Source organism: Streptococcus sp. Marseille-P6264 (assembly GCF_902460355.1).
Classification (GTDB): Bacteria; Bacillota; Bacilli; order Lactobacillales; family Streptococcaceae; genus Streptococcus.
The window spans coordinates 25,118-43,787 of the sequence record NZ_CABPTO010000004.1; the positions used below are offsets into that span (position 1 = coordinate 25,118).

22 protein-coding genes are annotated in these 18,670 nt (G+C 41.0%); 13 read left to right on the top strand and 9 right to left on the bottom strand.

All coding sequences use genetic code 11. The annotated features are described in order from the left end of the window. Positions 1–123: 123 nt before the first annotated feature. The 8 genes from FZ941_RS06180 to FZ941_RS06215 all read right to left on the bottom strand — a co-directional run bounded on the left by FZ941_RS06180 (position 124) and on the right by FZ941_RS06215 (position 7,343). Positions 124–912 carry an NUDIX hydrolase gene (locus tag FZ941_RS06180; RefSeq protein WP_125383460.1) on the bottom strand — a complete coding sequence of 263 codons (789 nt, stop codon included), beginning with the start codon at positions 910–912 and terminating at the stop codon, positions 124–126. A gap of 57 nt (positions 913–969) precedes the next feature. Further along, positions 970–1,785 (bottom strand): nicotinamide riboside transporter PnuC, encoded by an 816-nt coding sequence (gene pnuC, locus FZ941_RS06185; RefSeq protein ID WP_005591144.1) that lies wholly within the window; start codon positions 1,783–1,785, stop codon positions 970–972. Positions 1,786–1,806: 21 nt separating this feature from the next. Further along, complete coding sequence (locus tag FZ941_RS06190) at positions 1,807–2,865, bottom strand: AAA family ATPase (protein WP_005591145.1); 1,059 nt, start codon at positions 2,863–2,865, stop codon at positions 1,807–1,809. A gap of 178 nt (positions 2,866–3,043) precedes the next feature. Beyond that, positions 3,044–3,445: a DUF4430 domain-containing protein gene (locus FZ941_RS06195; RefSeq protein WP_125383461.1), complete on the bottom strand. Its 402-nt coding sequence runs from the start codon at positions 3,443–3,445 to the stop codon at positions 3,044–3,046. Further along, positions 3,429–3,911: an ECF transporter S component gene (locus FZ941_RS06200; protein ID WP_148887240.1), complete on the bottom strand. Its 483-nt coding sequence runs from the start codon at positions 3,909–3,911 to the stop codon at positions 3,429–3,431. Before FZ941_RS06200 ends, FZ941_RS06195 begins: the two co-directional genes overlap by 17 nt. A gap of 84 nt (positions 3,912–3,995) precedes the next feature. Beyond that, a complete protein-coding gene (locus FZ941_RS06205) occupies positions 3,996–4,436 on the bottom strand; it encodes a GNAT family N-acetyltransferase (protein WP_005591148.1) in 441 nt (146 codons plus the stop codon). Positions 4,437–4,450: 14 nt separating this feature from the next. Further along, positions 4,451–6,880, bottom strand: coding sequence for an ATP-dependent Clp protease ATP-binding subunit (locus FZ941_RS06210; protein WP_148887241.1), 2,430 nt, complete (start codon positions 6,878–6,880; stop codon positions 4,451–4,453). 4 nt (positions 6,881–6,884) lie between these two features. Next, positions 6,885–7,343, bottom strand: coding sequence for a CtsR family transcriptional regulator (locus FZ941_RS06215; RefSeq protein ID WP_148887242.1), 459 nt, complete (start codon positions 7,341–7,343; stop codon positions 6,885–6,887). A gap of 288 nt (positions 7,344–7,631) precedes the next feature. Between FZ941_RS06215 and FZ941_RS06220 the strand changes: the two genes are divergently transcribed. The 9 genes from FZ941_RS06220 (at position 7,632) to erm(B) (ending at position 13,237) form a co-directional block, all read left to right on the top strand. Beyond that, a complete protein-coding gene (locus FZ941_RS06220) occupies positions 7,632–7,982 on the top strand; it encodes a hypothetical protein (protein ID WP_148887243.1) in 351 nt (116 codons plus the stop codon). Positions 7,983–8,557: 575 nt separating this feature from the next. Beyond that, positions 8,558–8,872: a YdcP family protein gene (locus tag FZ941_RS06230; protein WP_071408137.1), complete on the top strand. Its 315-nt coding sequence runs from the start codon at positions 8,558–8,560 to the stop codon at positions 8,870–8,872. Positions 8,873–8,887: 15 nt separating this feature from the next. Then, a complete protein-coding gene (locus FZ941_RS06235) occupies positions 8,888–9,274 on the top strand; it encodes a YdcP family protein (RefSeq protein WP_148876440.1) in 387 nt (128 codons plus the stop codon). A 28-nt stretch (positions 9,275–9,302) separates the two neighbouring features. Next, positions 9,303–10,688, top strand: coding sequence for an FtsK/SpoIIIE domain-containing protein (locus tag FZ941_RS06240; protein ID WP_000813488.1), 1,386 nt, complete (start codon positions 9,303–9,305; stop codon positions 10,686–10,688). Positions 10,689–10,690: 2 nt separating this feature from the next. Then, positions 10,691–10,843 (top strand): hypothetical protein, encoded by a 153-nt coding sequence (locus tag FZ941_RS06245; protein ID WP_000879507.1) that lies wholly within the window; start codon positions 10,691–10,693, stop codon positions 10,841–10,843. Between the two features lie 22 nt (positions 10,844–10,865). Continuing rightward, positions 10,866–12,086 carry a MobT family relaxase gene (gene mobT / locus FZ941_RS06250; protein ID WP_148887244.1) on the top strand — a complete coding sequence of 407 codons (1,221 nt, stop codon included), beginning with the start codon at positions 10,866–10,868 and terminating at the stop codon, positions 12,084–12,086. Then, a complete protein-coding gene (locus FZ941_RS06255; protein ID WP_000502600.1) occupies positions 12,076–12,243 on the top strand; it encodes an MLS leader peptide in 168 nt (55 codons plus the stop codon). Before mobT ends, FZ941_RS06255 begins: the two co-directional genes overlap by 11 nt. Before the next feature lie 48 nt (positions 12,244–12,291). Continuing rightward, the gene (locus FZ941_RS06260) at positions 12,292–12,375 is read left to right on the top strand and encodes a 23S rRNA methyltransferase attenuation leader peptide (protein WP_001814874.1); all 84 of its coding nucleotides are present in this window, start codon (positions 12,292–12,294) and stop codon (positions 12,373–12,375) included. A gap of 124 nt (positions 12,376–12,499) precedes the next feature. After that, complete coding sequence (gene erm(B), locus FZ941_RS06265; protein WP_148887245.1) at positions 12,500–13,237, top strand: 23S rRNA (adenine(2058)-N(6))-methyltransferase Erm(B); 738 nt, start codon at positions 12,500–12,502, stop codon at positions 13,235–13,237. A 256-nt stretch (positions 13,238–13,493) separates the two neighbouring features. On the opposite strand, the gene FZ941_RS06275 is transcribed toward erm(B), so the two are convergent. Beyond that, on the bottom strand, positions 13,494–14,741 hold the full coding sequence (locus FZ941_RS06275; protein ID WP_000019067.1) for an ISL3 family transposase: 1,248 nt from the start codon (positions 14,739–14,741) through the stop codon (positions 13,494–13,496). A 179-nt stretch (positions 14,742–14,920) separates the two neighbouring features. Here FZ941_RS06275 and FZ941_RS06280 point away from each other — a divergent pair, with 179 nt between their 5' ends. The 4 genes from FZ941_RS06280 (at position 14,921) to FZ941_RS06295 (ending at position 18,668) form a co-directional block, all read left to right on the top strand. Further along, positions 14,921–15,142 (top strand): hypothetical protein, encoded by a 222-nt coding sequence (locus FZ941_RS06280; protein ID WP_001009056.1) that lies wholly within the window; start codon positions 14,921–14,923, stop codon positions 15,140–15,142. A 116-nt stretch (positions 15,143–15,258) separates the two neighbouring features. Beyond that, positions 15,259–15,756 (top strand): antirestriction protein ArdA, encoded by a 498-nt coding sequence (locus FZ941_RS06285; protein ID WP_000342539.1) that lies wholly within the window; start codon positions 15,259–15,261, stop codon positions 15,754–15,756. Between the two features lie 88 nt (positions 15,757–15,844). After that, positions 15,845–16,237, top strand: a complete 393-nt coding sequence (locus FZ941_RS06290; RefSeq protein ID WP_025186755.1) for a conjugal transfer protein — start codon at positions 15,845–15,847, stop codon at positions 16,235–16,237. Beyond that, on the top strand, positions 16,221–18,668 hold the full coding sequence (locus FZ941_RS06295) for an ATP-binding protein (protein WP_002368314.1): 2,448 nt from the start codon (positions 16,221–16,223) through the stop codon (positions 18,666–18,668). Before FZ941_RS06290 ends, FZ941_RS06295 begins: the two co-directional genes overlap by 17 nt. Positions 18,669–18,670 lie beyond the last annotated feature (2 nt).

Consider the following 18,670-nt stretch of genomic DNA (forward strand, 5'->3'; position numbering starts at 1 on the left):
AGCATCCGGAACTTAGGCCTCCTCTCTTCTTCAGCAGATATGTCGCTACTTTTATATTCGTAATAAAAATAAAAAAAGCAGAACATCTTTGTCCTGCAAGTAAACTATATCATCAATTTTCTTTTAATCTGATTTTTCTGTCTTCAGTTTATAAACTTTTCTTGGTTTCTTCTTTGGCACGCGCTTAACGCCAGCCTCTTCCAAATATTCTCCAAATTTTACGAGAAAATTATTGCTGACGATGGGGCGTCTAGGCGTGATGAGATTGACCAACTCAGTCCCTTCATAAACAGTAAACGGCGATTCTAGCAAATGAAGAAAAGTTGGATTCCAGTCCAGTCGCCCCTGAATCCGCTTGATAGACTCCAGCAGGATTTGGTAGTGGTCAAAGGCAAAGTCCTCTGCTGTTAGAAGCCGCTCGCCATCTCTAAAACTCCTTGTCTTAAAGTCCACATTAAGGAAGGTGACTTCCTTAGCATCATCACCAGCCTTGACTTGGTTGATAGCGATTGCCGGCAGATAGACCAGATGGGCAATGGTGATAACCCAACCACGCGGATCGCGTCCTGGAGTGGAAACCGTCATCAGCTGCTCCACCTTTTCCAGCGGTATCTCGAGGTCTACTTCTTCCTTGACCTCCCGAATGCAGGCTTGATAGGCATCCTCATTTTTGTCCACAAAACCTCCGACCAGAGCATATTTATTCTGATAAGGATGGGCCTTGCGCTTAATAACCAAGAGTTTTATCTGGCCTTCCACAAAACAATAAGCCACCATATCTGCTGTTACGCTAGGTGTCTCATACTTGGGCAAATCCTGTGTCTTGTACCATGCTAAAAAGGCGGACTCATCCGCCATTGTTTCGTAATACTCTTTTTCCGACATTCCCGCTGGGATATCCTGTTTGGTCATGAATTTTTCTTCCTTTCCTAAGCTATTTTTTCTATCAAAAATCCTCCAAATCTTGCTCTAAGCTTTCTTCACTGCCTTGGTCCACTGATACCAGCCGACGATACTATTGAGGGTATAGACCCAGTACATGGCCTGGATATGAAGGTTGCTACCCCACCAGAGGTAGATACTGAAGAGATTGGTCGCAATCCAGAAAATCCATTGCTCGCGATAGAGCCCCGTCATGAGAAGCTGGCCGATTCCATTGGTCGCATCTGTCACACTATCGCGGAAAGGCCGGTGACTGTGAATGCTCTTATAAGCAAAGCCCATGCCAATCCAAATCAAGGCAGTCAAGGCCAAATATTTAAGCCAGCCACGCCAGTCTAACTTCTTAGCTTCAAAATGAGAAGGCTCTGTCTTATCTTGTTCATTGACTCGGTTGGACAGCCAAGTATAAAGGCCAATCGGCTGCATGATAAAGAAGTAAACCGTAGTCAGCACTTCTCCATAAAAGCTAGCCTGGAAGGACAAAATGAGATAAATCGCCGAATTAACAGCTCCAAAGAGGTAATTGCTGGCCCGCCCCTCAGCTACTAGGATGACGCAGACGATGCCTGTCCAGGAAGCAAAGAGTCCCAACCAGTCATGCTGCTCCTGCCCACTGGTAAACTCCAGAATGAAGGGCAGACTGGAAAGAGCAATCAAGTAGAGCCATTGAGACAAGCTACGCCCGCCAAATAAATCCTGCCAGAGCAATTTGGCAATACCGCTAAAGCCCTGTTCTTTAGCTGCTGCACAGACATTCTGAAAATTCCGAGCAAAGGTTTGAGATTTTTGTTTTAGTCCTGCGGAGAGAGCTGCAGGTGAGAGTTTTTGATTTTTTACTACCATTCTATTTTACCACTTTCTTTTTTAATCTGCTTGATAAATCATGTCGATCGCTTCTTTAGCCGCCTGATAATTGTCAAAATAACTGCCAGCCAGATAGACCGTCGGAATATGAGCTAAACACTCCTCTTTCAGCCTTTTCAAATAGCTAGAAAAATCACTGCGGATAGCCTCGTCTGCCATGCTCATATCGCGAAAGCCATCGTTGACATAGGCTCCGACCGGCTCAGCAAAGAGAATCAAATCCCATTTTTCCTTAGACAAAATGCTGGCAAAGAGATTGTCAAAGGTATCTGTCTCCTCGTCTTGAACGGGACTTTCTTTCAGATAGTAGTCATAGTAGGCCTTGGTTACTAGCGAATTTGTATCGGCCACGACCAGACCACGGTTTGCGTTGCTGTCAATGAGGCGAGAAGTCTGAGCGTATTGCCCCAGAAGTAGATAATAGTAATCCTTAGGTGTCAACTCATCGTCTCGTACGTTATTTTGAATCTGGTATTCTCGAGCATATTCTAGACTAACTGGAGCATCATAGTAGCGAGCCAAATCCTTAGCCAAGGTCGTTTTACCATTACTGGCGCTACCCATAATCAGCACTTTCTTGGTAAAGTGACGGCGGAAAGGTTGGGCGATATATTTCCAATAAAGGCTAGGATTTTCCCGAATCATCGTAGCTGAAATCCCAAACTGTCGCTCCTCAAAAGAAGTTTTGAAGCCACGCTTTTCCAACTCGGCCTGATAATCAGCCTCTCCGACAAAGAAAATCAGCTCTTCACCTTCTGCATCATAGCCCACCAACTCTAATAAAGTCGACAGCCACTTGTCCCAACCCAGAGGATAGCGGGGAAAAGACGTTTCGTCTAGTTTATAAACCTGAGTCAGTTCATCATCTGCGAAGGTCTCACGAGTATAACGGAATCGCTTCTGCAGAGACAGACCTGCTTCCTCTCCACGGTCTTCCTGATAACCAGAAACCACCACGCGCACCTTGTCGTAAGAACGCTTCGCCTTCTGAATCAAATCGATATGCCCCTGATGCAAGGGAGCAAAGGTTCCAAAGACGATTGCAATTTTTTCTTTCATACGCTTAACCTTTTTATTATATTTTATTATTTCTATGGTTTTATTATAAACTATATTTTTCTTTTGTCAATAGTTTTTTATAAAATTTTATAAAAATATTTTTCAGACACTTTAAAACTGCATTAAGCGCAAAAAAAGAACCTAATGTCTTAAGCATCAGATTCTTTTTCTACAAGATTTATTGCTGATAGACTTCTTGGTAGAATTCCAGCTTGTCTCCATCCTTGAGCGTGATTTGATTGGCACCCTTAGGAGCCATTTCTCCGTTGACCTTAAACATCCAGTAGAGGCCCTTTGCTTCATCCTGAGCATGACCGTCAATCGAAGTGATAAAACCATCTTTTTCTTCGACCTTATAGGCCTTCTTCAAAGCATCCATCGCTGTCTTTCCTTCTGCAACAGCCACCGTTTTCTCGCTCTTCTCCTGACCTTCTGGTGCAATACTGATGCTGATTTTCAGTTCCTTTTTGACGGAAGAAGCAGCAGAACTAGAGCTGGTATCGTTTTTTGTTTGATTATTGCTACAGCCCACTAAAAAGAGAGCAAAGGCAAGCGTAAGTAAACTAAAGATTTTTTTCATGATAAAGTCTCCTTAAAATAAAATACAAAATAGGATAGAAGAGCATCGTGGACCAGGCGTGGGCTAGATTGAAGCCCACTCCCGCTGCCACATAGGTCCACCAAGGCATTTGATAAAGCAAGGCTGTGATACCATCAATCACAAGACCATAGCTAAAGGCTAAAAGCAAGGCCAACATACTCTGGCCAAACAAGCCTAGTCGCCGATACAGTAGGTACCATAGGAAAATAACCACCGTAAAGGATAAGATCTGGAAAAGAACCCATTGTCCCATTCCAAAGAGGAAAGAAGATACAAAGATACTGATAGACATGACTAGAAGAGAGCCCTTCAAGTCCTCAAAATCCACCAAGAGAAAATACAGCGCTGTAATCGGCTTGATATTGGGCAGACCAGCAAAAGCATAACGAAGCACGACGCAGACAGCCGCCAGAAGAGCTATTCGAGCAAGATAACGAAGAGACACAGTTTCTGCCTTTCTAAACGATATTCTTCAGTAGGATAACACGGTTCTGACTAGCCTAGCAAGAATGCTAAGTAAATCAGCTTTTTACGTATCCTGTCGAATCATCTCCGTTAGTCCTTGATCTCGGTAAAGCAGATCATTTCTAACTGAAAATCCCAGCTCCTGCCAAAAACGGTTGCCCAGTTCATTTCTTTCAAAAACGACCAGCGATACTTTATGGATACCAAGTCTTTTCACTGCTGACAAGGCCTGTTCGACCAGAGCTCTGCCTACTCCTTTTCTACGAAAATATGGATGGACAGCTGTATGATAAATGTACGCTCTACGTCCATCTGTGCCAACTAGAATAGCACCTATAAAGCTCTCCCCTTCCAAGGCAACCAGACAGGTCTCAGGATTGCGCTTCAAAAAGCGGGCAATCCCTTCTTCAGAGTCATCTAAGTTATTGAGCCCCATACCAGCGCAAGAGAGCCACAGCTGGTAAACAGAGGCATAATCCTTTTCTGTCATCACACGAATTTCCATTGCACACATCCTCCCTAAGCCATTTCAAATTTGAGTTGGCCACCTTTGACACCAACTTTAAGCGTTTGACCAGCTGCCAAATCTCCAGTCAGGAGCAACTCAGATAGCTTGTCCTCCACCTGCGTCTGCAGGGTACGGCGCAGCGGCCGCGCTCCCATTTCTGGAACGTAACCTTCCTGAGCCAGCAATTTCAGGGCACTAGCTTGGAATTTAAGCACGATGCCTTGCTCTGCCAGACTCCTAATCAACGGTTGCACCATAATCTTGACCACTTCCTGCATATCCTCAGCAGACAGACTGTGGAAGACCACCTTTTCATCAATCCGGTTGATAAATTCAGGCCGGTAGGTCTTCTTCAATTCTTCCAGAATACGTTTTTCCATATTAGCCTGATCAAAGCGGATGTCACGCGCCCCAAAACCAACCGTCTTATCATCCCGCAGGGCTGTTGCCCCCAGATTGCTGGTCATGATAATGATCGTATTGGAGAAGTCCACCTTGCGGCCCTTGCTATCGGTCAGCTGACCATCATCCAAGACCTGCAAGAGGACATTGAAAATATCTGGATGAGCCTTTTCTACCTCGTCAAAGAGAAGAACTGAATATGGACGGTTGCGAACCTTTTCCGTCAATTCGCCGCCTTCCTCATAGCCTACATAGCCTGGAGGCGCCCCGTTAAGACGACTGGCTGCGAATTTCTCCATATATTCACTCATGTCAAAGCGAATCAGGGCGGATTCATCATCAAAGAGAACTTCTGCCAAGGCCTTAGCCAGCTCTGTCTTTCCGACACCCGTTGGCCCTAGGAACATAAAAGAACCAATTGGGCGTTTACCAGTGCGAATGCCCGATTGATTGCGACGAATAGCTCGGCTGACAGCCGAAACTGCTGCATCCTGCCCGATAACTCGCTTGTGTAGTTCTTTTTCCAAGTTGAGATATTTTTTGGCATCTGTCTGAGTTAATTTCTGCACAGGAATACCAGACAAGCGACTGAGAGTCTCTAAGATATCCTCTGCTTCCACTTTCAGCTTGTAAACAGTTGGTTCCTGCTCTTTTGCGAGTAGCTGACCGACTTTTTTCAACTTTCCAGCCATCAAAGCCTGATCCACAGGCGTCAAATCCGACTGTTTATAATTCTGCGGTCCTTTATTCTGCACCGTTGCACTAGCTTCATCCAAAAGGTCAATGGCAGAGTCTGGCAAATGCTTGCTGGTCAGATAGCGATGTGCATACTTGACTGCTGTTTCAATGGCCTGATCACTAATCTGCACCTTGTGATGATTCTCATAGCTCTTTCTCAAACCCTGCAGAATAGCAATGCTGTCGGCCACAGTAGGTTCTTCAATAGTGACCTTGGCAAAACGCCGAGACAGAGCAGCATCTTTTTCGATATGTTTCTGATACTCTTCCTGCGTCGTAGCACCAACTGTCCGCAAGGTTCCCCGAGCCAGAGCAGGTTTCAGGATATTGGCCGCATCCAAGGTCGAATCAATCCCGCTGCCAGAACCCATGATGGTATGCAGCTCATCGATAAAGAGGATGACATGGCCGTCTTCTTCGATGTCATTGATGATATTGTTCATCCGCTCTTCAAAGTCTCCGCGGAAACGAGTCCCAGCGACAACATTCATCAAGTCTAGTTCCAAGACGCGCATCTTGGCAAGTTCTGCTGGAACCTGACCAGCTGCTACGCGTTGAGCCAAACCTAGCGCCAGAGCTGTCTTACCAACCCCCGCATCACCAACTAGCACTGGATTATTCTTTGTCTTGCGGCTGAGGATCTGAATCATCCGAGAAATTTCCTCATCCCGACCGATAACTGGTTCCAGACGACCAGCCCGAGCCAGCTCTGTCAAATCCCGAGTATAGTCTTCCAGACCGCCACTAGTTGAAGGAGGCATACCCATCATATTTGCCATGGTTTGCTTGGCAGAGGCCGTGTTTTTATTTAGCGAGCGGATCGATTTGATTTCCTCTCTGCCCCAGCCAGCACGCTGCTCTAAAACCTTTCGTAAATCACTGAACCGAGGGGCTGAACTCTTATCATCATAGCCGAAACCTGCAGCTTCTAGCACACGAGCTGCCAAGATCCCACGATCAAATAGTATGGCTAGGAGAAGATGTTCTGTCCCTAGGCTTTTAGCGTGGACGGCTTCCGCAATCTGCCCTGCTTGAGTAAAGAGCTCCTCCAAACGGTGAGAGAAAGGCAATAAGTCAAAACCGCCTTGTTTTTGATACTCTTTTCCAGTAATGTCAAAGGCTGCTTCTTCCAGTTTATCCACTTCAATAGGGAATTCATTTAGAGCCGAGCCTGCAACGCTGTAGGGATTATTAGCTAGAGCCATCAGCATCTGCCACGATTCTAAATAATCTGTAGCAAAATGACCAGCTAAAAGCTGAGCCGCTTCTAAGCTTTCTACTAAAGCTTTTGAATAGTTCATATTCTTAATTTCCTTTTCTATCTAATTGCTGCAAAATTTTCCGTAACATTCTGGCTCGAATCCTCGGAGCCTCTGCCCCCAAGACAGCATCGCTGGCACTAGCCAGAAGCAGATCTCCCTCACGCTGACTGATAATTTTTTCATCAAAGAGCCACTGCAAAATATCTGAAAAAACTGGCTGGCTGAGCGACTCACCGACATTGGTCAACAAATCCGACAACATCTGGTGCCGATCGGAAAATTCAATCTTACCAATCCTGATATAGCCCCCGCCACCGCGCTTGCTTTCGACGATATAACCCCGACTCTCCGTAAAGCGTGTCTTAATCACATAATTGATCTGACTCGGAACCACCTGAAAAACATTAGCTAACTCACTGCGCTTCAGCTCGACCATGCCCGCCTGCGCCAAAATTGTTTTGATATATTCTTCTATACTATCCGAGGTGTTTTTGATGCCCATGATATACCTTTCTATCTGTTATATCTAAAAATAAGCATTCAAGTCTTCTCTAACATTGACTATCTTTGACTATTATACCGAAAAAATCTATTTTTTGAAAGAAAAAGAAGTACCAGAAAGCTTGAAAATATCTGATAATTCAGAGTAATGAAAAAGATTGATAGACTGAGTAAATATGATTGTAAACGCTTGCTTTTTACTTTTAAAGACTTATAATAAAGGTGTGAAAGTGTGGTGTTTACACCATCAACCGTATCCAAACAATTATCATCAAAAGGAGGTTTTCCAATGAAAATAAATTGGCTCAACTATACCCATCATGTGCTTAGCTGCCTGTTTGTCACTCTGAGTATCTTGACTATTTTTTCCGCCGAGTATGTCGTTTTCCCAACGAGCCTTCTTCTAGGCTGTCTCCTCATTCCTCTGCTCTTTGAGCAGCACTTATTCAGTCGCCGAATGACTTGGGGCCTCAGCATTTTCTTTGCTATTCTTGCCTTTGCCCTTCTCTTTATCATCAAAACCAATCATATCTCTCTTAGCTATCCAGCTACAACCCTTCTTCTTTTTGTACTAGCAAGCCTGAGTTTTTCAAACTCCTTTATTCTTCACAAACATAAAGAACAAAAGGCTGCTAGATAAAACAGCCCAATAAAAAGTGTGGAAGCAACATGAGCTCAGAAAAGCCATGGATTTCACACTTTTCTTATTTTATCAGGAGCTGGATGGTATCCACAAATTCTTAAATGGTTCGTTCAAGCTGCCGGTCCAAACTAGACTTTCAGAAAATTTTCTTCTCTTTATTTTCCCACTTTCATTTTCTTTTTAATTATATTATAATAGTTGGCAAACACATTTTCTACTATTATTATCTTAAAAAACAGTATAAAAATCTAATTATCCGCATAAACACTGGACTTATCACACTTTATCAAGGTCAAAACCACTCAATTTACTACTAATTTACTACTTATGAATGAGCTTTGATACGACGATTTATCCTTGAAAAGTGAAGATACAAAGATACTTCCAATAAAATTGAATATTTAATAGGTAGACACTTCAAAAAATGAGGTGTCTATTTTTTTACCCAATATTTGAAAGGAAGTGAACTTATGAAAACAGAAAATCAAGAATCAAAAGGTCGCTCCCCTCCCTTTAAGACCATCAAACAAACAAGATTTATCAAACAATAAAAAGAAAGGATAGGTAAAAATATGGAACTTAAATTTGTGATTCCCAACATGGAAAAAACATTTGGCAATTTAGAATTTGCTGGCGAGGATAAAGTAGAACAGCGAAGAATCAACGGACAATTAACTGTCTTATCTCGAAGCTACAACCTCTATTCTGACGTTCAAAGAGCAGATGATATTGTGGTGGTGCTTCCTGCTGAAGCTGGAGAAAAACATTTCGGCTTTGAGGAACGTGTGAAGTTAGTCAATCCACGTATTACCGCAGAGGGCTACAAAATCGGCACTCGTGGTTTTACAAATTACCTTTTACATGCTGACGACATGATAAAAGAATAAAGAAAGAGAGGAAAAATGATGAGATTAGCAAATGGCATTGTATTAGATAAAGACACGACTTTTGGAGAATTGAAATTCTCTGCTCTACGTCGTGAAGTGAGAATCCAAAATGAAGACGGGTCGGTTTCAGATGAAATCAAGGAACGTACCTATGACTTAAAATCCAAAGGACAAGGACGCATGATTCAAGTAAGTATTCCTGCCAGCTTGCCTTTGAAAGAGTTTGATTATAACGCACGGGTGGAACTTATCAATCCCATTGCGGACACCGTTGCTACTGCCACCTATCAAGGAGCAGATGTTGACTGGTATATCAAGGCAGACGATATTGTGCTGACAAAGGATTCTAGTTCATTCAAAGCTCAACCACAAGCAAAGAAAGAACCGACACAAGACAAATAGTCGCTAGGTAGAAAGGAGACTTTTTCGCATGAAACAGCGTGGTAAAAGGATTCGCCCATCTGGTAAAGATTTAGTCTTTCATTTTACGATAGCGTCACTCCTGCCTGTTTTCCTGCTGGTTGTCGGACTGTTTCATGTGAAGACAATCCAGCAGATCAACTGGCAGGATTTTAACCTATCACAAGCAGATAAGATTGACATTCCCTATTTAATTATCAGTTTCAGTGTCGCAATTCTTATCTGCTTGCTGGTAGCGTTTGTATTCAAACGGGTTCGCTATGATACGGTTAAACAACTTTACCACCGTCAAAAACTGGCAAAGATGATACTTGAAAACAAGTGGTATGAATCTGAACAGGTCAAAACAGAGGGTTTCTTTAAAGATAGTGCTGGTCGTACAAAGGAAAAGATAACCTACTTCCCTAAAATGTATTATCGACTTAAAAATGGCTTGATACAGATACGGGTGGAAATCACGCTGGGAAAATATCAAGACCAACTCTTACACTTGGAAAAGAAATTAGAGAGTGGCTTGTACTGTGAGCTGACGGATAAAGAGTTAAAGGATTCCTATGTGGAATATACTTTGCTCTATGACACCATAGCCAGTCGTATTTCTATTGATGAAGTAGAAGCTAAAGATGGTAAACTTCGCTTAATGAAAAACGTATGGTGGGAATATGATAAGCTCCCTCATATGTTGATTGCTGGTGGTACAGGTGGCGGTAAAACTTACTTTATACTGACACTGATTGAAGCCTTGCTTCATACAGATTCAAAACTGTATATTCTTGACCCGAAAAATGCTGACCTTGCGGACTTAGGTTCTGTGATGGCAAATGTCTACTATAGAAAAGAAGACTTGCTTTCTTGCATTGAAACATTCTATGAAGAAATGATGAAACGTAGTGAGGAAATGAAGCAGATGAAGAACTATAAGACTGGCAAAAATTATGCTTACTTAGGTCTCCCGGCACACTTCTTAATCTTTGATGAATACGTCGCTTTCATGGAAATGCTGGGAACAAAAGAAAACACCGCAGTTATGAATAAGCTGAAACAGATTGTCATGTTAGGTCGTCAAGCTGGCTTCTTTCTAATACTGGCTTGTCAACGTCCAGACGCAAAATATTTAGGCGACGGAATCCGTGATCAGTTTAATTTCAGAGTGGCTTTAGGTCGTATGTCTGAAATGGGCTATGGCATGATGTTTGGCAGTGACGTACAAAAGGATTTCTTCTTAAAGCGAATCAAAGGTCGTGGCTATGTTGATGTAGGAACAAGTGTCATATCAGAGTTTTATACTCCCCTTGTACCAAAAGGATATGATTTCTTGGAGGAAATTAAAAAGTTATCCAACAGCAGACAGTCCACGCAGGCGACGTGCGAAGCGGAAGTCGCAGGTGTGGACTGATCTTGCTGGCTGGTGTGGCAATAGCCACGCCAGCACTTAACCCCCCGTATCTAACAGGGGGGTACAAATCGACAGGAAACAGTCAAAAAAACATTAGAAAATCCTTTGGTTACAAGGGATTTACAAAATTTCAGCGTATGTCAAATGGGCTTTAAAAGTTGACATACGCCTTTTTGATTGGAGGGATTTTTACTGAATGAACAAACTTGGTTACAGCATTTAAAAGAAAAACGCTTGGCTTATAGACTATCTCAAAACCGTTTAGCTGTTGCGACTGGTATTACAAGGCAGTATCTAAGCGATATTGAAACAGGAAAAGTCAAGCCATCAGAGGATTTACAGCAGTCCCTTTGGGAAGCTCTGGAACGCTTCAATCCCGACGCTCCCCTTGAAATGCTGTTTGATTATGTAAGGATTCGCTTTCCGACAACAGACGTACAGCAGGTGGTCGAAAACATCTTACAACTGAAACTGTCCTATTTTCTTCATGAGGACTATGGTTTCTATTCTTATTCAGAGCATTATGCTTTAGGCGACATATTCGTCCTTTGCTCCCATGAACTGGACAAAGGAGTTCTGGTGGAATTGAAAGGTCGTGGGTGCAGACAATTTGAAAGCTATCTTCTGGCACAACAAAGAAGCTGGTATGAGTTCTTTATGGACGTTTTGGTGGCTGGCGGTGTGATGAAACGCCTTGACCTTGCCATTAACGATAAGACAGGGATTTTGAATATCCCTGTACTCACTGAAAAGTGCCAACAGGAAGAATGTATCTCCGTCTTCCGCAGTTTTAAAAGCTATCGCAGTGGCGAACTGGTACGCAAAGAGGAAAAGGAATGTATGGGAAACACCCTCTATATCGGTTCATTACAAAGTGAAGTTTATTTCTGTATCTATGAAAAGGACTACGAGCAGTACAAGAAAAATGATATTCCCATTGAAGACGCAGAAGTAAAAAACCGTTTTGAGATTCGATTGAAAAATGAGCGTGCCTATTATGCAGTCCGTGATTTACTCGTCTATGACAATCCAGAGCATACCGCCTTTAAAATTATCAATCGGTATATCCGTTTTGTAGATAAAGACGATTCCAAACCTCGTTCTGATTGGAAACTGAATGAAGAATGGGCTTGGTTTATTGGGAACAATCGTGAACGATTAAAACTAACCACAAAACCAGAGCCTTACTCCTTCCAAAGGACGCTGAACTGGCTATCTCATCAAGTTGCCCCGACCTTAAAGGTTGCGATTAAACTTGATGAAATCAACCAGACGCAGGTTGTAAAAGACATTCTCGACCATGCGAAACTGACAGACCGACACAAGCAGATTTTGAAGCAACAGTCAGTAAAAGAACAGGACGTGATAACAACAAAAAAAGGATATAATGGGAGATAAGACGGTTCGTGTTCGTGCTGACTTGCACCATATCATAAAAATCGAAACAGCAAAGAATGGCGGAAACGTAAAAGAAGTTATGGAAATAAGACTTAGAAGCAAACTTAAGAGTGTGTTGATAGTGCATTATCTTAAAATTTTGTATAATAGGAATTGAAGTTAAATTAGATGCTAAAAATTTGTAATTAAGAAGGAGGGATTCGTCATGTTGGTATTCCAAATGCGTAATGTAGATAAAACATCTACTGTTTTGAAACAGACTAAAAACAGTGATTACGCAGATAAATAAATACGTTAGATTAATTCCTACCAGTGACTAATCTTATGACTTTTTAAACAGATAACTAAAATTACAAACAAATCGTTTAACTTCTGTATTTGTTTATAGATGTAATCACTTCAGGAGAGATTACATGAACAAAAATATAAAATATTCTCAAAACTTTTTAACGAGTGAAAAAGTACTCAACCAAATAATAAAACAATTGAATTTAAAAGAAACCGATACCGTTTACGAAATTGGAACAGGTAAAGGGCATTTAACGACGAAACTGGCTAAAATAAGTAAACAGGTAACGTCTATTGAATTAGACAGTCATCTATTCAACTTATCGTCAGAAAAATTAAAACTGAATACTCGTGCCACTTTAATTCACCAAGATATTCTACAGTTTCAATTCCCTAACAAACAGAGGTATAAAATTGTTGGGAATATTCCTTACCATTTAAGCACACAAATTATTAAAAAAGTGGTTTTTGAAAGCCGTGCGTCTGACATCTATCTGATTGTTGAAGAAGGATTCTACAAGCGTACCTTGGATATTCACCGAACACTAGGGTTGCTCTTGCACACTCAAGTCTCGATTCAGCAATTGCTTAAGCTGCCAGCGGAATGCTTTCATCCTAAACCAAAAGTAAACAGTGTCTTAATAAAACTTACCCGCCATACCACAGATGTTCCAGATAAATATTGGAAGCTATATACGTACTTTGTTTCAAAATGGGTCAATCGAGAATATCGTCAACTGTTTACTAAAAATCAGTTTCATCAAGCAATGAAACACGCCAAAGTAAACAATTTAAGTACCATTACTTATGAGCAAGTATTGTCTATTTTTAATAGTTATCTATTATTTAACGGGAGGAAATAATTCTATGAGTCGCTTTTTTAAATTTGGAAAGTTACACGTTACTAAAGGGAATGGAGATAAATTATTAGATATACTACTGACAGCTTCCAAGAAGCTAAAGAGGTCCCTAGCGCCTACGGGGAATTTGTATCGATAAGGGGTACAAATTCCCACTAAGCGCTCGGGACCCCTTGTAGGAAAATGTCCTAAGTGGGATATCTGTCAACTGGTATGGTTGACTAAAAATACTTCCTACGAAAATGTAGGGGGTATTTTTTTACGAAAAAATACAATCGATTCTTAAAAAGAAAAATTTTTGATTGGCAAAACCATAACAAGTTCGTTTTAGGGTTTTGATTTTGCGATTGATGCCTTCTAAAGGACCATTAGAGTATTCAAATTTAGCGCTATTTAAGACATATTTTCTGTTTTGACGAAGGGTTTGAATAGCAGTATCCATTTCTGTATTGGTTTTTTGGTAGTCTAAGATGGTTGACTCTAGTAATTCACTATTGCGCTCGTTTAGGGCTTTCGTGATATCTTGGTAAGTTTGGTATACTTCAGCGAACTTGGAAAATTTACTAGTAATGAGATCAACAGCATTTTGGCGAGTCATATATTGTTTAACGCCGCGAAGAAAAACTACTTCTTCAGGGTGAAGATCTTCAGCTTTTTTATGGAATAGCTTCCAATGTGACTTCATAATTTTATATTCTTGGCTCTGTTTATCAAGTTGCTTTAGGATAGAGATACGACAATTGTCCAAAGCGCGACCAGCTAATTGTACAAGGTGGAAGCGATCAATAATGATATTGGCATTAGGGAAAAGGCGATAGATAAAACTTTGATATTGAGCATTTAAATCAATTACAACTGATTGAACGCATTCGCGTTCGGCTTTTGAATAACGACTTTCAAAATAATCAACAATGGTAGGTGATAGACGATCCTGTAACTTTGTGACAATTTGGTGGGTTTCAGCGTCACAACAGATAAAGGACATCACAGACTTAATTGAACGAAACTCGTCAAAACATAGATGCTTAGGCAACTTAGCCACACGATAGTGTGGTTCCATGCGCTCTAAGATTGTTCGACGAACACTGCTAGGAGAGCAGTGACACATTTCAGCAATAAGCTGACCAGATAAGCCTTTACGAGCTAAAAGCATGATTTGATTTTTGAGATCACTGGATAAGGTTTGATTTTCTTTGGTTAAATTAGTAATAGCACCAAAAGTAGTATGGCATGATTTACATTTATAGCGTTGTTTACGAAGCTCTAGTTCATATCTTCTCCCATTTAAACTTGCCAGTCGTACATGAGTTTTGCGAAAGCCATCCTTATTAACTGTGGGAAAGCCACAGTTACGACAACGATTAATCGGATAAGAAAGAGTAGCTGTTATTAGCGTTATATACTCTTTAACAGAATCGTTGTTGTGTTCAGCTTCTTCAACAGAAATAATTTTAATATTTTTATCTTTAATTCCAAGAATATTTAGGATAGAATCATTATGGGACATTTGTTTAACCTTCTTTCATGATTTTTGTGGTGAATTGATTGTATAACGAGGGGACAGCAAATGTCCTCTTTTTTGTATAAAAAAATCTGGCATGGAATCTCTATCCATACCAGAAAGTGTATACCCCAAAAAAATAACTCAAATACAAATTCATTGAATATAGAGAGGAGAACATTTTTATGAATTTTGGACAAAACCTTTATAACTGGTTTCTATCAAACGCTCAATCACTGGTGCTTTTAGCAATCGTTGTGATTGGCTTGTATCTTGGCTTCAAGCGTGAGTTTAGCAAACTGATTGGCTTTTTAATTATTGCGATTATTGCGGTTGGCTTAGTCTTCAACGCTGCTGGAGTAAAAGACATTTTACTAGAGCTATTCAATCGCATTATTGGTGCTTAAATAAAACCGTTCTTTTGTGGAATATAAGTGGTTTTCTTATGTTCCGCAAAGGAATGGTACACCAAACGAAGTGCGGTAGGGATTTTTGAATCTCTACAAAGAAAGGACGTGAATATATGGACGATATGCAAGTCTATATTGCGAATTTAGGCAAATACAATGAGGGCGAATTGGTCGGTGCGTGGTTTACCTTTCCCATTGACTTTGAGGAAGTCAAAGAGAAAATCGGCTTGAATGATGAATATGAGGAATACGCCATTCATGACTACGAGTTACCCTTTACGGTTGACGAATACACTTCCATTGGCGAACTCAATCGACTATGGGAAATGGTATCGGAATTACCCGAAGAATTACAATCGGAGCTATCTGCTCTGCTCACTCATTTTTCAAGCATTGAAGAACTAAGCGAACATCAAGAGGATATTATCATTCATTCCGATTGTGATGATATGTATGACGTGGCACGCTACTACATTGAAGAAACGGGTGCTTTAGGCGAAGTACCAGCTAGTCTTCAAAACTATATTGATTATCAAGCCTATGGTCGGGATTTAGACCTTTCAGGAACGTTTATCTCAACCAATCATGGGATTTTTGAAATCGTCTATTAAATCTGTCGGTACATTACTACTGGCAGATTTTCTATTTTACGGGGTGGCTCAATCAGCTACCCCTATTTTTTATGAAAGGATTGATTACATGAAGAAAATACGAAGCTATACCAGTATCTGGTCTGTGGAAAAGGTACTGTATTCTATCAATGATTTTAGACTTCCGTTTCCCATAACCTTTACGCAAATGACGTGGTTTGTCGTGTCACTGTTTGCGGTTATGATACTTGGCAACTTGCCACCTCTTTCCATGATTGAGGGAGCATTTCTCAAATATTTTGGAATTCCTGTGGCTTTCACATGGTTTATGTCTACAAAAACCTTTGATGGTAAAAAGCCTTATGGATTTTTGAAGTCTGTCATTGCTTATGCACTGCGACCAAAGCTGACCTATGCAGGGAAAAAAGTAACCCTTGGCAGAAACCAGCCACAAGAAGCCATTACGACAGTTAGGAGTGAATTTTATGGCATATCCAATTAAATACATTGAAAATAATCTGGTCTGGAATAAAGATGGCGAATGTTACGCCTATTATGAGCTTATTCCTTACAATTACTCATTCCTAAGTCCAGAACAGAAAATACAAGTGCATGATTCTTTCAGACAGCTTATCGCACAAAATCGTGATGGCAAGATTCATGCTCTACAAATCAGTACAGAATCCAGCATACGTTCTGCACAAGAACGTTCCAAAGAGGAAGTAACTGGCAAACTCAAAGTAATTGCCTATGACAAAATCGACCAACAGACAGACGCTTTAATATCCATGATTGGCGAAAATCAAGTGGACTACCGCTTCTTTATCGGCTTTAAGTTGCTTCTCAACGATCAAGAGTTTTCTATGAAAAGTCTTACCGTTGAAGCCAAAAATGCTTTGTCTGATTTTGTCTATGATGTGAACCATAAGCTAATGGGCGATTTTGTCAGCATGAGTAATGATGAAATCCTGCGTTTTCAGAAGATGGAAAAGCTCTTGGAAAATAAAATCTCTCGTCGTTTCAAAATCCGTAGACTGGATAAGGACGACTTCGGCTATCTGATTGAACATCTTTATGGACAGACAGGTACAGCTTATGAAGATTATGAGTACCATCTATCAAAGAAGAAGCTGGATAATGAAACGCTGATTAAATATTATGACCTTATTAAACCGACCCGTTGTCTGGTGGAAGAAAAACAGCGATACCTAAAAATTCAACAGGAAGACGAAACCGTCTATGTGGCGTACTTTACCATCAACAGCATTGTCGGCGAATTGGACTTTCCGTCCTCTGAAATCTTCTACTACCAGCAACAGCAATTTACATTCCCGATTGATACTTCTATGAATGTGGAAATCGTGGCAAACCGTAAAGCACTAAGCACCGTTCGTAATAAAAAGAAAGAACTAAAAGACCTAGATAACCACGCATGGCAAAGTGATAACGAAACCAGCTCTAATGTGGCGGAAGCTCTGGAAAGTGTCAATGAGCTGGAAAATAATTTAGACCAAAGCAAGGAATCCATGTATAAGCTCTCTTATGTGGTGCGTGTTTCCGCAAATGACTTGGACGAATTGAAACGTCGTTGTAATGAAGTGAAAGATTTTTATGACGATTTAAGTGTCAAGTTGGTACGACCATTTGGAGATATGCTGGGCTTACATGAAGAATTTTTACCATCAAGCAAGCGTTATATGAATGACTATATTCAGTATGTAACCTCTGATTTCTTAGCTGGACTTGGTTTCGGTGCTACTCAAATGCTTGGCGAAAATGAGGGTATTTATGTTGGCTATAGCTTAGATACAGGACGCAATGTCTACCTCAAACCTGCTCTTGCCAGTCAAGGGGTTAAGGGTTCAGTAACCAATGCATTAGCGTCTGCCTTTGTAGGTTCGCTAGGCGGTGGAAAATCCTTTGCGAATAACCTTATCGTCTATTATGCAGTGCTTTATGGGGCACAAGCAGTGATTGTTGACCCGAAAGCGGAACGTGGCAGATGGAAAGAAACCTTGCCAGAAATCGCTCACGAAATTAATATTGTCAATCTGACTTCTGATGAGAAAAATAAAGGCTTACTTGACCCTTACGTGATTATGAAAAATCCCAAAGATTCTGAATCACTGGCAATCGACATTTTGACGTTCCTTACGGGGATTTCATCACGAGATTCTGACCGTTTCCCTGTTCTACGAAAAGCCATTCGTGCTGTAACTAATAGTGAAGTGCGAGGTCTTCTGAAAGTGATTGAGGAATTACGGGTTGAGGGAACTCAAATAAGCACCAGCATAGCCGACCATATCGAAAGTTTTACAGACTATGACTTTGCACATCTGCTCTTTAGTGATGGATATGTGGAGCAGTCTATCAGTCTTGAAAAACAACTGAACATCATACAGGTTGCCGACTTGGTACTTCCCGATAAAGAAACCTCCTTTGAGGAATATACCACAATGGAGTTACTATCGGTGGCAATGCTGATTGTCATTAGTACCTTTGCGTTAGACTTTATCCATACAGACAGAAGCATTTTTAAAATTGTTGACTTAGACGAAGCGTGGAGCTTCTTACAGGTGGCACAAGGTAAAACACTGTCTATGAAACTGGTTCGTGCTGGACGTGCTATGAACGCTGGGGTATATTTCGTGACCCAGAATACAGATGACCTTTTAGATGAAAAGCTGAAAAATAATCTTGGTTTGAAATTTGCGTTCCGCTCTACTGACCTTAACGAGATTAAAAAGACCCTTGCCTTTTTCGGCGTTGACCCAGAGGACGAAAATAATCAGAAGCGATTGCGTGATTTGGAAAATGGACAGTGCCTTATCAGTGATTTATATGGTCGTGTCGGTGTGATACAGTTCCACCCTGTATTTGAAGAACTGCTCCATGCCTTTGATACCAGACCGCCTGTGCGAAAAGAGGTGTAAAT